15 protein-coding genes and 2 pseudogenes are annotated in these 17,707 nt (G+C 71.4%); 14 read left to right on the forward strand and 3 right to left on the reverse strand.

Going from position 1 to position 17,707, the window contains the following annotated elements:
- Position 1 precedes the first annotated feature (1 nt).
- From ACZ6BB_RS24570 to ACZ6BB_RS24605, 8 genes and pseudogenes are all read left to right on the forward strand, one after another.
- Positions 2–1,522 carry an aldehyde dehydrogenase family protein gene (locus ACZ6BB_RS24570; RefSeq protein ID WP_471617356.1) on the forward strand — a complete coding sequence of 507 codons (1,521 nt, stop codon included), beginning with the start codon at positions 2–4 and terminating at the stop codon, positions 1,520–1,522.
- Between the two features lie 59 nt (positions 1,523–1,581).
- Positions 1,582–1,911: pseudogene (locus ACZ6BB_RS24575) on the forward strand (DUF779 domain-containing protein); the annotation flags it as partial.
- A gap of 66 nt (positions 1,912–1,977) precedes the next feature.
- On the forward strand, positions 1,978–2,991 hold the full coding sequence (locus ACZ6BB_RS24580) for a zinc-dependent alcohol dehydrogenase (RefSeq protein WP_471617357.1): 1,014 nt from the start codon (positions 1,978–1,980) through the stop codon (positions 2,989–2,991).
- A 49-nt stretch (positions 2,992–3,040) separates the two neighbouring features.
- Positions 3,041–4,156 carry an NAD(P) transhydrogenase subunit alpha gene (locus ACZ6BB_RS24585; protein WP_471617305.1) on the forward strand — a complete coding sequence of 372 codons (1,116 nt, stop codon included), beginning with the start codon at positions 3,041–3,043 and terminating at the stop codon, positions 4,154–4,156.
- On the forward strand, positions 4,153–4,488 hold the full coding sequence (locus tag ACZ6BB_RS24590; protein WP_471617306.1) for an NAD(P) transhydrogenase subunit alpha part 2: 336 nt from the start codon (positions 4,153–4,155) through the stop codon (positions 4,486–4,488). Before ACZ6BB_RS24585 ends, ACZ6BB_RS24590 begins: the two co-directional genes overlap by 4 nt.
- 5 nt (positions 4,489–4,493) lie before the next feature.
- Positions 4,494–5,912 carry an NAD(P)(+) transhydrogenase (Re/Si-specific) subunit beta gene (locus ACZ6BB_RS24595; protein WP_471617307.1) on the forward strand — a complete coding sequence of 473 codons (1,419 nt, stop codon included), beginning with the start codon at positions 4,494–4,496 and terminating at the stop codon, positions 5,910–5,912.
- 540 nt (positions 5,913–6,452) lie between these two features.
- The gene (locus ACZ6BB_RS24600) at positions 6,453–7,052 is read left to right on the forward strand and encodes an Rv1733c family protein (RefSeq protein WP_471617308.1); all 600 of its coding nucleotides are present in this window, start codon (positions 6,453–6,455) and stop codon (positions 7,050–7,052) included.
- Positions 7,053–7,146: 94 nt separating this feature from the next.
- A complete protein-coding gene (locus ACZ6BB_RS24605; protein WP_471617309.1) occupies positions 7,147–7,572 on the forward strand; it encodes an Hsp20/alpha crystallin family protein in 426 nt (141 codons plus the stop codon).
- A gap of 290 nt (positions 7,573–7,862) precedes the next feature.
- Here ACZ6BB_RS24605 and ACZ6BB_RS24610 read toward each other — a convergent pair whose 3' ends face one another.
- Positions 7,863–8,528, reverse strand: coding sequence for a CBS domain-containing protein (locus ACZ6BB_RS24610; RefSeq protein ID WP_471617310.1), 666 nt, complete (start codon positions 8,526–8,528; stop codon positions 7,863–7,865).
- A 595-nt stretch (positions 8,529–9,123) separates the two neighbouring features.
- Between ACZ6BB_RS24610 and ACZ6BB_RS24615 the strand changes: the two genes are divergently transcribed.
- Together ACZ6BB_RS24615 and ACZ6BB_RS24620 are read left to right on the forward strand one after the other, a co-directional pair.
- Positions 9,124–9,336: a hypothetical protein gene (locus ACZ6BB_RS24615; RefSeq protein WP_471617311.1), complete on the forward strand. Its 213-nt coding sequence runs from the start codon at positions 9,124–9,126 to the stop codon at positions 9,334–9,336.
- A 183-nt stretch (positions 9,337–9,519) separates the two neighbouring features.
- Positions 9,520–10,422, forward strand: coding sequence for a universal stress protein (locus tag ACZ6BB_RS24620; RefSeq protein WP_471617312.1), 903 nt, complete (start codon positions 9,520–9,522; stop codon positions 10,420–10,422).
- 19 nt (positions 10,423–10,441) lie between these two features.
- Here the strand turns inward: ACZ6BB_RS24620 and ACZ6BB_RS24625 are convergent, their stop codons facing one another.
- Both ACZ6BB_RS24625 and ACZ6BB_RS24630 read right to left on the reverse strand, forming a co-directional pair.
- Complete coding sequence (locus tag ACZ6BB_RS24625; protein ID WP_471617358.1) at positions 10,442–10,708, reverse strand: DUF1876 domain-containing protein; 267 nt, start codon at positions 10,706–10,708, stop codon at positions 10,442–10,444.
- Positions 10,709–10,954: 246 nt separating this feature from the next.
- Positions 10,955–11,274, reverse strand: a pseudogene (locus ACZ6BB_RS24630) (heavy metal translocating P-type ATPase); the annotation flags it as partial.
- A 460-nt stretch (positions 11,275–11,734) separates the two neighbouring features.
- Here ACZ6BB_RS24630 and ACZ6BB_RS24635 point away from each other — a divergent pair.
- From ACZ6BB_RS24635 to ACZ6BB_RS24650, 4 genes are all read left to right on the forward strand, one after another.
- The gene (locus tag ACZ6BB_RS24635; RefSeq protein ID WP_471617313.1) at positions 11,735–14,425 is read left to right on the forward strand and encodes a bifunctional acetate--CoA ligase family protein/GNAT family N-acetyltransferase; all 2,691 of its coding nucleotides are present in this window, start codon (positions 11,735–11,737) and stop codon (positions 14,423–14,425) included.
- 15 nt (positions 14,426–14,440) lie between these two features.
- Positions 14,441–15,172 carry a CBS domain-containing protein gene (locus ACZ6BB_RS24640; protein ID WP_471617314.1) on the forward strand — a complete coding sequence of 244 codons (732 nt, stop codon included), beginning with the start codon at positions 14,441–14,443 and terminating at the stop codon, positions 15,170–15,172.
- Positions 15,173–15,188: 16 nt separating this feature from the next.
- Positions 15,189–15,698 (forward strand): flavodoxin domain-containing protein, encoded by a 510-nt coding sequence (locus tag ACZ6BB_RS24645; RefSeq protein ID WP_471617315.1) that lies wholly within the window; start codon positions 15,189–15,191, stop codon positions 15,696–15,698.
- Between the two features lie 338 nt (positions 15,699–16,036).
- On the forward strand, positions 16,037–17,677 hold the full coding sequence (locus ACZ6BB_RS24650; protein ID WP_471617359.1) for an oleate hydratase: 1,641 nt from the start codon (positions 16,037–16,039) through the stop codon (positions 17,675–17,677).
- The last annotated feature ends 30 nt before the right edge of the window (positions 17,678–17,707 follow it).

Consider the following 17,707-nt stretch of genomic DNA (forward strand, 5'->3'; position numbering starts at 1 on the left):
CATGAAGTACCAGCCTCCTGGCAGGCCGGGCAGCCCCGTGCATGTGGCGCCCCGGTACGAGAACTTCATCGGCGGCAAGTGGGAGGCACCCACCACCGGCGAGTACTCCGCCAACCTGTGCCCCGCCACGGCCAAGCCGATCTGCGAGGTTCCGAAGTCGGGTCCGGACGACATCGAGCTCGCCCTGGACGCCGCGCACGCGGCGAAGGACAAGTGGGGCGAGGCCTCCACCGCCCAGCGGGCCGCGGTGCTGAACAAGGTAGCCGACGCCATCGACGCCCACCGCGAGGAACTCGCCGTCACCGAGAGCTGGGAGAACGGCAAGCCGGTCCGCGAGACCCTGGCCGCAGACATCCCGCTCGCGGCCGACCACTTCCGCTACTTCGCCGCGGCGGTCCGCGCCGAGGAGGGCTCGATCACCGAGATCGACAAGGAGACCGTCGCCTACCACTTCCGCGAGCCGCTGGGCGTCGTCGGGCAGATCATCCCGTTCAACTTCCCGCTGCTGATGGCCGCATGGAAGCTGGCCCCGGCGCTCGCCGCGGGCAACGCCACGGTCCTCAAGCCGGCGTCGCCGACCCCGTGGTCGATCCTGAAGCTGATGGAGGTCATCGGCGACATCGTGCCGCCCGGCGTCCTCAACGTCGTCAACGGACCCGGCGCCGAGATCGGCAAGGCGCTGGCCACCAACAAGCGCATCGCCAAGGTCGCCTTCACCGGTGAGACCACCACCGGCCGGCTGATCATGCAGTACGCGGCGCAGAACATCATCCCGGTCACGCTGGAACTGGGCGGCAAGTCGCCGAACATCTTCTTCAACGACGTGGCCGCCGCCGACGACGACTTCCTGGACAAGGCCGTCGAGGGACTCGTCCTGTACGCGTTCAACAAGGGCGAGGTCTGCACCGCTCCCTCGCGCGCACTCATCCAGGAGGACATCTACGAGGAGTTCATGGGCCGCTGCCTGGAGCGGATCCGCGCGATCAAGCAGGGCGACCCGCTCGACACCGCGACCATGCTCGGTCCGCAGGTCTCCAAGCAGCAGATCGAGAAGATCGCCTCGTACGTCGACATCGGCCTGAAGGAAGGCGCCGAACTGCTCGTCGGCGGCCACCGGCCCACGATCGGCGGAGAGTTCGCGGACGGTTACTTCTACGAGCCGACCGTCCTCAAGGGCCACAACAGGATGCGGGTCTTCCAGGAGGAGATCTTCGGGCCCGTCCTCTCCGTCACCACCTTCAAGGACGAGGCCGAGGCCCTGGAGATCGCCAACGACACGCTGTACGGCCTCGGGGCCGGCGTGTGGAGCCGGGACACCAACCGCACCTTCCGGATGGGCCGCGCCATCAAGGCCGGCCGCGTCTGGACGAACTGCTACCACCAGTACCCCGCGGGTGCCGCGTTCGGTGGCTACAAGGTCTCGGGCATCGGCCGCGAGAACCACAAGATGATGCTCGACCACTACAGCCAGACCAAGAACCTCCTGGTCAGCTATGGCACCAAGCCGCTCGGCCTGTTCTAGCCGAGCCGGCGGTCCCAGCGATTCGAGCGATCCCAGCGGATCCGAAAGGGTGCACCGACATGCCCGCGACGCTTGAGAACGGCAACGCCGGGCGCGTCACCGCCACCCGGGCGGCGCACCGGGCCATACAGACCCTGCGCGCCGCCCACGGCCGGCCGGTGATGTTCGTCCAGTCCGGCGGCTGCTGCGACGGCAGCGACCCGATGTGCTTCCCCGGCGGCGAATTCCTCCTCGGCGAGGGCGACATGCTGCTCGGCGTCCTGGACGGCGGCACCTTCCACATCGACGCCGACCTGTACGAGGCCCTCGGCCGCCCACGCCTCGTCCTGGACGTCGAGGAGGGAACCCCGGGCGGTTTCTCTCTCGCCGCAGGGGACGGGCTGCGTTTCGTCACACGGATCGAGGAACCGGCCGAGAGCCGGCATCCGGCACAGAGCCCAGTTGAGGAGCAGACCATGAAGGCAGCAGTCGTCACCGACTTCGGGAAGCCCCTGGAGATCCAGGAACTTCCCGTCCCCGAGCCCGGTCCCGGCCAGATGCTCGTCCGTATGGAGGCATCCGGCCTCTGCCACACCGACATCCACGCGGCCCACGGCGACTGGCCGGTCAAGCCGCAACCGCCGTTCACCCCCGGCCACGAGGGGGTAGGACCTGTCCAGGCCGTCGGCGAGGGCGTCAGCGCCGAACTGATCGGCAAGCGGGTCGCCATCCCGTGGCTCGGCTCGTCCTGCGGCACCTGCCGCTACTGCGTCACCGGCTGGGCGACCCTCTGCGAGAGCCAGGTCAACAGCGGCTACTCCGTGGACGGTTGCTTCGCCGAGTACGCCGTCGTCGACGCGGGCGCGGTCGTCCAGGTGCCCGACGGTGTGTCGTCGTTCGACGCGGCGCCGCTGACCTGCGCGGGCGTCACCACATACAAGGCGATCAAGGTCGCCCGTGTGGTCCCGGCCGAGCGGGTCGCGGTGTTCGGCGTCGGTGGCCTCGGCCACCTGGCCGTCCAGTACGCGCGGCTCGTCGGCGGGTTCGTCACCGCCGTCGACCTGGAACCGGACAAGCTGGGCCTGGCCCACCGGCTCGGCGCCGACCAGCTCGTCAACGCCCGTACGCACGACCCGGTCGCGGAGATCAAGGCGGTCGGCGGCGCGGACGTGGCCGTCGTTCTGGCCGCGAGCGCGAAGGCGTTCGAGCAGGCCTACAGGTCCCTCAACCGGGGCGGGCGCCTGGTCATGGTCGGCCTGCCCGCCGACAACGCCGCGATCAACGTGCCGATCTTCGAGACCGTGCTCGGCGGGATCTCCGTCATCGGTTCCATCGTCGGCACCCGCCAGGATCTGACCGAGGTGTTCGCCCTGCACGCCGCGGGACGCACCCAGGTCATCGCCGAACCACGGCGCCTGGAGCAGGTCAACGACTCCTTCGACGAGGTCCTCGGCGGACGGGCCGAGGCGCGGCTCGTCTTCGAGTTCTGAGAGTTCTGTGGCCCGGCACCCACCGGGCCACCGGGAGAGGCAGCAGACCATGGGAACCGTCACTGTAGGAGCCGTACGGGAGCGGGCGCCCGGCGAACGCCGCGTCGCCCTCGTCCCCGAGGCCGTCACCCTCCTGCGCCGGGCCGGACTCGACGTCCTCGTCGAGACCGGAGCCGGATCCGGCGCCTGGTTCACCGACGCCGACTACACGGCGGCGGGCGCGAACGTCGTACCCCCGGACGAACTGTACGAACGCGCGGACGCTGTCCTGTGCGTGGGCCCGCCGGACGCGGAGAGCGCGTCCGCGCTGCGCGCGGGGCAGACCCTGATCGGTCTGCTCGAACCGCTGCGAAACCCCGTGCCGGTCGAGGAGATGACCGGACGCGGTGTGCGCACGGTGAGCCTCGATCTGCTGCCCCGTACCCTCAGCCGCGCCCAGTCCATGGACGCGCTGACCTCCCAGGCCAGCGTCGCCGGTTACAAGGCGGCGTTGGTCGCGGCGGACTCGTACGACCGGTTCTTCCCGATGCTGACCACCGCGGCGGGCACCATGCGCCCGGCGCAGGTCCTCGTCCTCGGCGCCGGAGTGGCCGGGCTGCAGGCGATCGCCACGGTCCGTCGTCTCGGCGCCGTCGTCTCGGCGTACGACGTACGCCCCGAGTCGAGAGGGGAGGTGGAATCGCTCGGTGCCCGGTTCCTCGACGTCCAGAGCCCGCCCGAAGAGGAACCGGGCGCCGGACGGGACGGCTACGCACGTGAGTTGACCGAACAGGAACAGCGGTCGCAGCGCGAGGCGCTCGACGGGCACATCGCCCGCTCCGACGTGGTGATCACCACGGCACAGGCACCGGGCCGCAGACCGCCGCTCCTGGTGACCGCCGCCGCGGTCGAGCGGATGAAGGCCGGCTCGGTGGTCGTCGACCTCGCCGCGAGCGAACTCGGCGGGAACGTCGAGGGCTCCGAGCCCGACAAGACCACCGTCCTGGCGGGCGGCGTCACCGTCATCGGCGCCGGCCGGCTGCCGTCCGCCATGGCGACGGCCGCTTCCACCGCCTACGCCCGCAACCTCGTCGCGCTGCTGCGCCATCTCGTGCGCGACGGCGAACTGGTCCTCGACCCGGCCGACGAGATCACGGCCGCCCTCACCCGCGGAGGATCCTCATGAACAACCTCGATCTCCTCACCGCGATCACCGTCTTCGTGCTGAGCGTCCTGGTCGGCATCGAGGTCATCAGCAAGGTCCCGGCCACGCTGCACACACCGCTGATGTCCGGCTCCAACTCGGTCCACGGCATCGTCGTCATCGGCGCGATGCTCATCGCGGCCGAGGCACACACCTGGCTCGGCCACGGCCTCGCCTTCGTGGCCATGGTGTTCGGCGCGATGAACGTCGTCGGCGGATACGTCGTCACGGACCGGATGCTGGAGATGTTCAAGGCCCGGCCGGCCACCGAGAAGCCCGTCACCGACGACACACGCGAGAAGACGGAGGTGTGAGCGCCATGGACACGGTCTCCGACGCCGTCCACTACATCTTCCTGGCAGCCGCGGCCTGCTTCGTCCTGGGCCTGCACCTGATGAACCACCCGCGCACGGCCCGCCGCGGCAACACCGTCTCCGCCGGGGCCATGGCCGTCGCCGTCGCCGCCACCGTGTGGCTGGTGGCGGACGAGAACGTGATCAGCCGGACCGGATGGCTCGTGCTGATCACGGGCGGGCTGGTCGGCGCTTCCCTCGGCCTGTGGGCCGCACGCGAGGTCCGGATGACGGCCATGCCGCAACTGGTCAGCCTCTTCAACGCCGTCGGCGGTGGCGCGGCCGCGCTCGTCGCGGTCGGTGACCTGCTCCAGGCCGAGGCTCCGGCCGCTCTGGGCGCGCGGGTCTCCCTGCCGGGAGCGCTGTCCGTCGTCATCGGCGCGGTCACCTTCTCCGGATCGCTGGTCGCCGCGGGCAAGCTGCAGGGCGTCGTGTCCGGCGCGCCGGTGGTGTTCCCCGGCGCACGCCTGCTCAACGTCCTTCTGCCGGCGTCCTTCGTCGCCGGCACGGTCTGGCTGGTACTCGCCCCGGACTCGCGCGCACCGCTGTACGGGCTCGTGGCCGTGGCGCTGATCTTCGGCGTGACGATGGTCCTGCCGATCGGCGGCGCCGACATGCCGGTGGTCATCTCGCTGCTGAACGCCTTCACCGGGTCGGCGGTCGCGATGGCGGGCTTCGTGCTCGACGAGACCGCGCTCATCATCGCGGGCATGCTCGTCAGCGCCTCGGGCGGCATCCTCACCAAGCTGATGGCCGGCGCCATGAACCGCTCCATCGTCAACATCGTCGTCGGCGGCTTCGGCACCGGCGACAGCGCCCAGGCGGCGGCCGGCCCGGGCGGTGCGCCGGCCCAGGTGCGTGCGGTCTCCGCGGACGACGTGGCGATCCAGCTGGCGTACGCGAGCAAGGTCGTCGTCGTCCCCGGCTACGGCCTCGCCGCCGCCCAGGCCCAGCACGAACTCGGCGACCTGGCCAAGCTGTTGACGGACCACGGTGTCGACGTCACCTATGCGATCCACCCGGTCGCGGGCCGCATGCCGGGCCACATGAACGTCCTCCTCGCGGAGGCCAACGTGCCGTACACACAGCTCAAGGAGATGGAGGACGTCAACCCGGAGTTCCCGCAGGCCGACGTGGCCCTCGTCGTCGGCGCCAACGACGTCACCAACCCGATCGCCCGCCGCCCCGGCAACGCGATCTCCGGAATGCCGATCCTCGACGTCGACAAGGCCAGGAGTGTCGTGGTCATCAAGCGGTCGATGGGCCACGGCTACGCGGGCATCGACAACGAGCTGTACACCAACCCCAGGACCGGCATGTTCTTCTCCGACGCGAAGAAGGGACTGTCCGAACTCAAGGCGGCGGTAGGTGAGTTCGTCACCTGAACAGTCGGCGAGGCAGTGAGGCTCCCGCGCGAACGGCACGGGAGCCTCACCTTCTCCGCCGCGGCCTGGAGGGCTGGAGGCAAGGACGGAACACGCGTCGGACGAGAGCACACCGGAGCCCAGGACTGGGGCGCTCGGCCCCTGTCCCGGGCGGGTCCGTGGCCGCACTGAAGGTGTTGACGTGATGCGCGGAGGAGCGGGCGACGGCCGCCCGCGCGCCCACGAGTTCGATGCCGCAGCCGTACCGACGGATGTGCCGGGCCGTTCCCGAGTGGATCTCCCGGACGGTGAGGACGGCCCACTGCCCTCCCGAGGGCGCGAGTCGTCATGAACCGGGCTCCGGGGCCCGGACCGGCGTTCCCTGCATGCTCCTGTGCTCCCGCGCGCGGGACCGAACGGCCGGTCGCGGCATCCGCAACCGGGCCGAACGTCCCGGAAGGCGTGCCTGGTCGGCCTCTGCCCGGGGCCCGGGGGAGGTGGGACTTTTCTTGCGACAGGTGTCAGGTATCGACAGCGGTTCTCGTGAGGGGGTGTCCACCGATGGAGCGGACACGGCGTGCGAAGGCGTCGAGGGTGTGGTTCTGGCGGTGGCGGCGCAATCCGCTGCGGCGCCGCAGCGACTCTGTGGAGGCGTGGATCGTACTCGGCATCTGGACGCTCGCCCTCCTGGGCGGCTTTGCCGTCGGCCAGTGGGCGCTGAGGGCGGCAGAGGACAGCATCGCCTCACGGAGCGCGCAGGTGCACACCGTGTCGGCCGTGCTCGCCGCGGACGCGCCGAAGACCCCGGGTGTGACGACGTCCGGAACCGGCGGTGACCTGGTGTGGGGGAAGGTGAGCTGGACGTCCGCCGACGGTGCCCCCCACACGGGCCGGGCGCGGGTCGAGCCGGGCGCCAGGGCGGGCACCACGGCCACCGTGTGGACGGACGGAACGGGCAAGCTGGTCTCCGAGCCCGCCACGGCCCCCGAGGCGAGGCTGGAGTCGGCGTTCGCTGGTGTGCTGGCCGGGACCGGCGTCGGAGCCGGAGTGCTGCTGTGCGGGTGGCCGGTCCGTCGGCATCTGGAACGTCGGCGCATGGGGGAGTGGGAGACGGAGTGGAAGCAGGTCGGTCCGCGATGGCGGAAGAAGATGACCGGCTGAGGCCGACCGGCCCAGTACGGGACCCGGTCGGCCCACGCGTGTCCCGGCCGGGCGCGCCACGCTGGAGTGAGGAAGTGAGCAGAGGAGGCAGAACATGAACGGCGTGATCGAGCGGCTGCACGGCTGGCCGGCGTTGCCCGACCTGTTCGGGTGGGCCGACTCCGGGTTCCCCGGCGTGCACATGGTTCCCGGGCTGCACGGCATCCGTGTCGAAGAGCACATGGCGGACGGAGCGTATGTGCTGCGGGCCGAACTGCCGGGCATCGACCCCGCGAAGGACGTCGAGATCACCGTGGAGGAAGGCGTTCTGACTCTGCGGGCCGAGCGCGGTGAGGAGACCACGGAGAAGCACCGTACGGAATTTCGCTACGGCACCTTCGCCCGCTCCGTCCGGCTGCCCGCCGGAGCGAGGGGTGACGAGGCGACCGCGGAGTACAGGGACGGCGTCCTGGCAGTCACGGTCCCGGTCCCGGAGGAGGAGAAGACGGGTGCCAGGACCATCCCGGTGCGGCACGGCTGAACAGCCGCACCACGGTGCGCGGCCGGGGTCCGTACCGGCCGCGCACCCGTACGTCCGACCCCCGGCGGACGCGGCACCCGGCCGCTCGGACACTCCCCGATGACCTCTCCGACGCGGGCCGCGTCCTGCCCCTCGGCGCGAGCCCGTCGGCGGCGGACGAGCCTCCCGTCCGCCGCCGACGATGCCGGCGGTGCGTATCCCAGGTCCGCCAGGGTCGGCCGCCGTGCCGCGCCACCCGTCCGGCAGACGCCGGGCGAGCACCGGGTCGCGGCACGGCGCGGCGGGGCACGTCACCTCGGGTCACTCCGAGGTGCGCCGGCGGTGAGGTCGCACTCGACGTCGACCACGCCTTCGACCGCGCGCACGAGGCGGGCGGCCACCGGCACCAGTGAGGTGTCCCTGATCCGTCCGGTGAGCGTGACGACGCCCTCGGAGACCCGCACCCGGACTGGCTCGACCGTGGTGGGGAACAGGCGTGTGACGACTTCGTGGCGGACCTCCTCGGCGATGTCGTCGTCGGCCCGCAGGAAGACCTTCAGCAGGTCCGCTCGGCTGACGACGCCTTCGAGCATGCCCACTTCGTTGACGACGGGCAGCCGCTTGACCTTGCGCAGGGCCATGATGCGTGCGGCCTCGGCGATGGTGGCGTCGGCGTGGACGGTGACGGCCGGTGCGTTCATCAGGTCCCCCGCCGTCAGCCCTCCGGCTTTGGCCAGGTCGTCCAGGCGGCGCATCTGGGTGAACCGGTCGGGGTCGCTGTCGCGGAACTCCTCCTTCGGCAGCAGATCGGCCTCGGAGACGACGCCGATCACCCGGCCCTCGCCCTCCAGCACGGGCAGGGCGCTGACCTTCCACTGCCCCATGAGCTCCACGATCTCCTTGAACTGGGCATCGCGGCCGACGGCGACGACGGTATGCGTCATCACATCGCTCACGACGCGCGGGCTGCCGAACATGGCGTCCTCCTTTGGCGGTCAGGTGCGTTCGAAACCGAGGGCCGGCACATGGGTGGCGCGCGAGACGCACGGACCGGGCCGCCGTCGACGACGCCCCGGTTCCGCGTGGTGCGCGGCACGAGACGGACGGGCGCGGGTCCGTTCCCGTCCAGGGCCGCCGTTCTCGGGCTGTCTGCCATCGTTCCCCTCCGGAATGCCGTGGGGGCCACTGCTCCCATCGTGGGCGCGCACCGGGCGGGGCGCCACGGGTCGTCCGGTCCTGAGGAAGGGGTCGTTAGGCCCCGGTCCGCGGCAGCGTGCTCACGGATTGCGCTGTCGGCGACCGGGCGCGTGACGACGACATCGGCTACTTGCCACGGCTGCTGCGCCGCAGCCTCCGGCGAGCGGATGGTGACGACCGCGTTCAGCGTGCTCCGGGAACGCCGACCGGTCCGGTACGTGGCGTTCCCACCCGGCTCTCGGCATGAGTGCGGGGCGCGGGCGTTCCTGCCCCGACCGGCCCCGAGGCCGGGGCCGGTCGGCTCATGCTCCTTGACCAGTAACAGAGTTGACTGAGCATCAGATAAACCATTCCAACCTGAGGGGAGTGAGGGCCATGGGTACGAGTCTCACACCGGAGTTCTGGGAGCGGTTCGCCGTGCTGCTGGTGGTGGCCATGGGAGTGACCTGTGTCCTCACCGTGGTGTTCGACGCGTGGGCGGTCCGCCTGCTGAGGCGGCGTGTGCGCAGGGTGCGGACACCGGTGCTTTTCCGTTCGGACACGACGGATCACGCCGCGTCCGGTGACGGTACATCCATCCGTTGCTGAAATGCACCGACAACTCGACTCTGCCCGCGGTCTGTTGCGCCGTGGTCCGGGTCGGTGCGTCCTCGTGGGCGGCGGACACTGGGCCGGATGGTCCGGAGGAGGGCCTGGTAGCCCCTCCCCGCCGGGTTGTCGAGGGGCGACGCTGGGTCAGGAGGAGCAGACCTGGTGTGGGAGGTGCGAGTCATGCTTCTGCCTGTGATCGCCGGAGTCGACGGATCCGCCGAGAGTCTGGCCGCGGCCGAGTGGGCGGCGCGCGAAGCCTTACGGCGCGAGTGCCCCCTGCGGCTGGTGCACGTGTGGAACTGGCATCCGCGTCAGGAAGAGGGCGAATCGGCCAATGCCGTCCAACGACACCTGGCCCGGCGCTGCTTGCGTCAGGCGGAGGAGCGCGTCCGAGCCACATGCCCCGGCGTACTCGTGTACGACAAGCAGACGGAGGGGCCCGCGACACCGGCCCTCCTGGCCGCGGCGGACCGGGCCGAGTCGCTGGTGCTGGGCTCGCGTGGGCTCAGCGGCTTCACCGGATTCCTGGTGGGTTCGGTCGCACTGGGCGTCGTGGCCAAGGCAACACGTCCCGTCGTTCTCGTACGGGCCGGGGAGGAGGCCGAAGACGAACATCTGCCGGCGGACGACGGTAGTGGTTGCCTCCACACCGGCTACCGGGACGTGGTGCTCGGCCTGGACGTCAATGATCCGTGCGACGAGGTGATCGAGTTCGCCTTCGAGGCGGCCCGGCTGCGCCGGGCCCGGCTGCGGGTGGTGTACGCCTGGCAGTCGCCGTCCGCCATCAGCCTGGGACCGGGTGACATCGCCCTGGTCGACGAACGGCAGCGTGGAGAGGAGTGGCAGGGGTTCCTGTCCGCACTGCTCCAGGTGTGGCGGGACAAGTACCCCGGCGTCGAGGTCGTGGAATGCGTGCCGAAGGACAAGGCGTCGACCGCGCTGGTCCGGGCCGCCTCCGGGGCGGGTCTGCTCGTCGTCGGCCACCGTCTGACCGAGCGTCCGGTGGGCCCCCGCACGGGTCCCGTGGCCCACGCGGTCATCCATCACGTCGGCTGCCCCGTGGCTGTCGTACCGCATGGATGAGAGGCCACGGAACCGCACGTCAGGTTCGCAGCGGGCCGGTGAGCTGCACGATGTCGTCGGAGGCGACGTCGTGCAGCCGGATGGCGAGATCCTCCAGAGCGCGGCTGGCCGCGAGTTCGTCGCCGATCTCCGGGATGGGGCGGTCGACCGGGTTGCGCCGGGCCACGCCCCTGCCGGTGACCGTCGACGTGGCCTCGGTGGTCAGCACGGCGCGAGCGTGGGTCTCCTCCCCCTCTTCGGTGATGTGGATCCGCACGGTCCACTCCTTGGCTTGCCTGGTCTCCATCGTGATCACTCCTGTGCGCCGGACGTGGGGCCGGCAGGTCCGGAGGGGCGTCGCGGACTTCACGGCGCCATCCCTCCCTCTCAGCCTGCGCCTGTCCCCGGCGCCGGTCCAGAGCTCAGAAAGGGCGGGGGCAGATCGCCGTCCTTGGCCAGCAGCGTGGTCCAGGCGTCGACGGCCCAGGCGTGCGGCACCGCGTGCCCTGCCGTGCGGAGCCGGTCGGGCACCAGAGCCAGGGGCCACATACAACCGCCGGGCCGCGGCCTCCAGGGGTGCGGCCGGAGGCGAGCATCAGCGCGATCAGGGCACCGGCCAGGTACTCACCGACCGCCAGGGTGCCGCCGAGCGATCAGGTCCAGGCCCGTGTGACCGCTCCGCAGCGCCGCCGGCACCCAGCCCACCGCGGGCGCTACGGCCACGACCGTGCCCGGGCCCCAGCACAGGTCGGCGACCTCGGGAGCGCCGAGGAGCCGGGCGACGACCCCGGCCGCCAGCGCGGCGGCCGTGACGACGAGGAGGGCTGGTTCGATCTTCGGCGGCAGGGACACCGCGGCGAACCGCCGACGCAGCTGCTTTCCCGGGACGGTGATGACGCGCTTCACGACGTTTCCCGGTCGCGTGCCCAGTTGCTTCGGACCGTGCCTGCCTCCATCTCAGCCCTGCGCGTGACCGAGAGCAGGGGACGAACGGCCCGAACTGCCGCGGGCGCCGACCGGGCCGCACGTCAGCAGCCCGGGACGAGACGACCGGGCACGGGACGTGGTGCGGTACGCGGATCGCAGGCCCGGACCGTGACGGCGGGGCCACGGGAAAGGCCCGGACCTGCGAGAAGGGCGGTGGCGAAGCGGGCTGCCCTCTGCCGCGCCGTCGCGGGGTACCCGCCCCACGGGCCTCGGAGCACGCGCGTCCGGCGGCAACCCCCCCGGGCGGACTTAGGGCCGACCGGCCCTGGTTCACCCCCGGACAGCCCCTGGGATCGGCCCCCGATCCGCCGGATGCTCGACGTGTCGACAGCCTTGGAGGACCGCCATGACCGACCCGTCCAGCCGCCCCATGGTCCACGCCCTGCTCATGGACGGCACCACCGTGTGCATCCGGCCTGTGACGCGGGGCGACCACGATCAGCTGCAGGGACTGTACGAGGAGATGTCCCTGGAGAACCTGAGGCTGCGGTTCTTCGCGGCGAGCCGGCGCTCCGCACGGATGGCGGCCGACCGGGCATGCGCGCCGCCACACGCCGGGTACCGAGCCCTGCTGGCCGAGACGCAGGGACAGGTCATCGGCCTGGCCGAGTACGAGACGGGTGAGGACGCGACATCGGCCGAGATCTCCATAGCGGTCGCCGACGGACTGCACCATCGCGGCGTCGGCACCCTCCTCGTCGAGCACCTGGTCTCGGCGGCCCGAGCGGAGGGCATCACCTCGTTCACGGCGGACGCGCTCAGCGAGAACCGCGAGGTCCTCCGGCTCTTCGCGGACCTCGGCCTGCGCACCTCCCGCCGCTTCGACGGTACGGAGGTGCGTTGCACCGTCGAACTCGACGAGACCGACACCTATCTCTCCGCTGTCGAGGCACGTGGCGGGGCCGCCAACATCGCCAGCCTGAAAACCCTGCTGCGGCCGGGCACGGTCGCCGTGGTCGGCGCGGGGCGCAAACCCGGGTCGGTGGGCCGGGCCATCCTGCACCACCTGCACACGGGCGGTTACACCGGGCGGCTCTTCGCGGTGAACCCCAGTGCCGGTTCGATCCTCGGTGTCCCGTCCTACCCGTCGGTCAGCGCCCTGCCGAAGGTCCCCGACCTGGTGGTCGTGGCGGTGCCGTCCGCAGCGATCCCGGCGACCGCCGAGGAATGCGGCAAGGCCGGAGTGCGGGCCCTGCTCGTCGTCTCCGCGGGCCTCGACAGCGCGCAGGCGGAGGCGCTGATGGCGGCGTGCCGCGAATACGGCCTGCGGCTCGTCGGTCCCAACTGCCTCGGCGTCTCCAACACCGAGCCCGACGTCTCCCTCGACGCGACCTTCGCCGTCGATCACCCGCGCCCCGGCACGGCCGGAGTCGCCGTGCAGTCCGGCGGGGTGGGCATCGCCCTGCTCGACGGCTTGTCCCGCCTGGGCATCGGCGTCTCCTCCTTCGCCTCCCTCGGCGACAAGTACGACGTCAGCGGCAACGACATGCTCCAGTGGTGGGAGAGCGACGGCCGCACCGAACTCGCCCTGCTGCACCTGGAGTCCTTCGGCAACCCCCGGGCCTTCTCCCGCACAGCGCGGCGCGTGACCCGTCGAATGCCCGTCCTCACCGTGGACGCCGGCCGCACCGACGCGGGCCGCCGTGCCGCGGCCTCGCACACCGCGGCCGCGGCCACCCGGACGATGACCCGGCAGGCCCTGTTCACCCAGGCCGGCATCACCGCGACCCGCTCGGTCGCCGAACTCATGGAAGCCGCCGCCCTGCTGCACTCCCAGCCGCTCCCGGCGGGCAGCCGGGTCGCGATCGTCACCAACGCCGGCGGCGCGGGCGTCCTCGCCGCCGACGCCTGCACGGAGGCGGGGCTGGCCATCCCCCCGTTCACCTCCGAGACGGTCGACGACCTGCTCGCGGTACTGCCCGAGGGCGCTGCGGTGGGCAATCCCGTCGACGCCACCGCCGCGGTCACGGAGGAGCAGCTCGGCGCGTGCGTGGACCGGATCATGCGGTGCCCCGGCATCGACGCCGTGGTGCTGGCGCTCGTCCCCACCGCGGTCGCCGCCGCGACGGGCGACGACCTCGTCCGGGCCCTCACCCATGGGCCCGGACGCCGTAACCGGACCGCGGCGGTCGTACGGCTGGAGCAGGACCTGCCGGTCAAACTGCTGCCCGCCGACGGGGGCGGCACGATCCCCTCGTACGCCGAACCCCAGGCGGCGGCGCGGGCCCTGGCCCATGCCGCCCGCCGTGCGGAGTGGCTGAGCCGTCCGGCAGGCACGTTCCCGGACCTCGAAGGAGCCGAGACCGCACGCGCCCACGCGGTCGCCGAGGCCTTCCTGGCGGCGCACCCGGACGGCGGCTGGCTCGACCCACGCACCTGCGCCGAACTCCTCGGCTGCTACGGCATCCCCCAGCTTCCCTGGGCCTGGGCCGAGACCGAGGACGAGGCGTCGGCCGCCGCCGAGCGACTGCGCGGCGCCGACGGCCGGGTGGTCATGAAGGCCCACTGGCCGGGGCTGGTGCACAAGAGCGAGCAGCACGCGGTCCACCTCGACCTGCGCGGCGACACACAGGTACGCGCCGCCTTCCGGGACTTCGAGACCCGGTTCGAAGGACTGCTCACCGGCGTGCTCGTACAGCCGCTCGCCGCACGCGGCACAGAGCTGTTCGCGGGTGTCGTCCAGGACGAGGTCTTCGGCCCGCTGGTCCTCTTCGGGCTCGGCGGAACGGCGACCGAGATACTGGCCGACCACGCCGCCCGGCTCGCCCCGCTCGCCGACCAGGACGTGCACGACCTGATCACCGCGCCGCGCTGCGCCCCGCTCCTGTTCGGCGCGCGTGGCAGCGGCCCCATCGACCTCGAAGGCCTGGAGCAGCTGCTCCTGCGGCTGTCCCGCATGGCGAGCGACCTGCCGCAGCTGGCCGAGGCCGACTTCAACCCCGTTCTCGCGACACCGGGCGGGGTCTCCGTGCTCGATGCGCGCGTACGGCTGCTGCCCCGCCGGCCCCAGGACCCCTACCTGCGCCGGCTCCGCTGAGGAGGGATTACGGACATGAGGCACGACAAGGTGAGCTCGGTGATGACCACCGATGTGGTCCGGGCCGAGTACGGCACCCCGTTCAAGGAGGTGGCACGGCTGCTGGCCCACCACCGGATCAGCGGGCTGCCGGTGGTCGACGAGGACGACAACGTCATCGGCGTCATCTCGGAGACCGACCTGATGGTCCGGCAGGCCGAGACCCCCGACCCCTACCAGCCGAAGCGCCGCTTCCGGCTGACCGATCTGACTCCCGGCGCCAGGAGCCGGGCCACGAAGGCGAAGGCTCGCACCGCGGGACAGCTGATGACCGAACCGCCGGTGACCGCGCTCGCCGACGACACCATCGTCGAGGCCGCCCGGACCATGGCGCGGCACCGGGTGGAACGGCTGCCCGTCCTGGACGAGGAGAACCGGCTCGTCGGCATCGTCACCCGGCGCGATCTGCTCCAGGTCTTCCTGCGACCCGACCGGGAGATCCGCGACGTGGTCGTCCGCGAGGTGCTGGAGCGTGCGCTGTGGCTGGCGCCCCGGACCGTCGATGTCTCCGTGGCCGAGGGCGTGGTCACGCTCGACGGCCACACGGAGCGCAGAAGCGAGGCGGAGATCGCCGTGTCCATGACCCGTCAGATCGACGGAGTGGTCGCCGTCGTCGACAAGCTCGGCTACCACGTCGACGACTCGCGCTTCCAGCCCGGCGAGCCGGCCCTGCACGGCATCGCCGACGACTGGCTCCGCAAGCTGTGAAAGGAGGTGGACCGCCATGCCCAGCAGCGTGTTGGTCACCTACGGAACGACGAACGGATCCACCGCGCGGATCGCCGAAGCCATCGCCGACGTCCTGCGCAAGGACGGTCTGACCGTCGAGGCACGGCCCGCCCGGTCCGTCGCGAGTGTGACGTCGTACGACGCGGTGGTGGTCGGCGGCGGACTCTACGCCGGGCGCTGGCAGAAGCACGCCCGCCGCTTCCTCCGCCGTCACCACCGCGAGCTGGCCGAGCGCCCGTTGTGGCTCTTCAGCAGCGGCCCGCTCGACGCCTCGGCGTCGGAGCGGGACATCCCGCCCGTACCTGGGGTGAAGAAGGCCATGGCCCGGCTCGACGCCGAGGACCATGTCACCTTCGGAGGCTGCCTGGAGGAGGGCGCCAAGGGATGGGTCGCCGGGATGATCCTCCGCAACGGCAAGGGCGGGGACTTCCGGGACTTCACCGCGATCGAGGAGTGGGCGGCGCGCATCGGGACCGAGCTGACGGGAGGAGCGAAGACAGGCTGAGCTGTCCGCGCGGGGCGGAAGGGCGCGTCGGCCGGCCCGGGTTCCTGACCCGAAGTCAGGGGTTCGGGCCGGCCCTGGCGCCGGTCCGAGGCGGAGCCTCGGACGACCGCGGCCCCGTCTCCGGGATCGGGTTCCTGAGCCATGACCAGGTCCACGGCGGAGCCGCCTCGTGTTCGAGTGCGGCGCGCGTGATCCGGGACCGGGGCCACCGACGGCGTCGCGGCTCCGAGCCATCCCCACCCGGACTCCTGTCACCGGGACCCGGGCCGGCCGGGGCCGGTCGGCCCGGGCGCTGGTGCCAGGCGGCCCACTGACGTCGGTCAGGGACACGGGAAACCCTGGAGTCCGGGGTTCCCGATCACCGAGCGAGAACAGCGAGGAGATGTGTGATGGCGAAGGCCTATCTGGTGGGCAGCGGTATCGCGGCGATGGCCGCGGCGGTGTTCCTGATCCGTGAGGGCGGGTTCGACGGGAGCGACATCCACCTCTTCGAGGAGCACCGGCTGACGGGCGGCAGCCTGGACGCGGGCGGGACACCACAGTCGGGTTACACCATGCGTGGCGGGCGGATGTTCGACGCCGAGTTCCGCTGCACGTACGACCTGCTGTCCCGGATCCCCTCCCTCGACGACCCGTCCGTGTCGGTGACCGAGGACATCCTCGCCGCCTACGAGGACTTCGGCTGGGACGACGCCGCCCGGCTCGTCGGCGCGGACGGGACGATCACCGACGTACGGTCGATGGGGTTCTCCGAACATGACCGGCTGGACCTGGCCAGGTGCCTGGTGACGCCCGAGACGAAGCTGGACGGCAAGAGGATCACCGACTGCTTCGGCGAGCACTTCCTCACCACGAACTTCTGGTACATGTGGAGCACCACCTTCGCCTTCCAGCCATGGCACAGCGCGATCGAGTTCCGCCGCTACCTCAAGCGCTTCATCCACCTCTTCCCGGCCTTCGCCTCGATGTCGGGGATCCAGCGGACCCGCTACAACCAGTACGACTCCGTCGTCCGTCCGCTCGGGAACTGGCTGCGGGAGCGGGGCGTCACCGTCCACACCGGCCGCCGGGTGCGGGACCTGGTGCTCGCGGCGGGTCACCGCACGACGGTCGAGCGCATCCTCCTGGCCCGCGAGGACCACGACGAGCACACCGAGGGACACGACGAGCACATCGAGGTGGCCCCCACCGACCTGGTCCTGGTCACCAACGGTTCCATGACCGACGCCTCCACACGCGGCTCGCACACCACCCCGCCCCCACGCCCGCCGCGGTGCTCGGACGCGTGGCTTCTCTGGCACCGGGTGTCCCGCGGACGCGACGACTTCGGCGACCCGGGCGTCTTCGACAAGAACGTCGGGGAATCCCAGTGGGAGTCGTTCACGGTCACCGCAGAGGACCCCGCCTTCCTCGACGCGCTGGAGCGGTTCAGCGGCCGTGCGACCGGAAAGGGCGGGCTGATGACGTTCACCGCCTCCAACTGGCTGCTCACGATCGTCGCCAACCACCAACCTGTCTACCGGGACCAGCCGGAGGGCGTCACCGTCTGGTGGGGCTACGCCCTCTTCCCCGACAAGCCGGGCAACCACGTCGACAAGCCCATGACCGAGTGCTCGGGCGCGGAGATCCTCGAAGAGGTGCTGCACCACCTGCCGTTCGACGAGGACGCGAAGGAACGCGTACGCGCCACCTCCACGGTCGTCCCCTGCCTGATGCCGTACATCACCAGCCAGTTCCTGGTCCGCCGCCACGGCGATCGGCCGCGGGTCGTGCCCAAGGGGTCGGTGAACCTCGCGTTCATCGGACAGTTCGCCGAGGTCCCCGACGACGTGGTCTTCACCGTCGAGTACTCCGTACGCACCGCGTGGACCGCCGTCGCGGACCTCCTCGGCCTCGATCGCCGGCCCCCCGAGGTCTACAAGGGCCACCACGATCCCCATGTCCTGGCGAAGGCCCTGGAGACCGCACGGCGCCGATAGCCGGCCCGGCGCGGTTCCCGCAGGCCCGAG

The sequence above is a fragment of the Streptomyces sp. NPDC041108 genome (assembly GCF_055592645.1).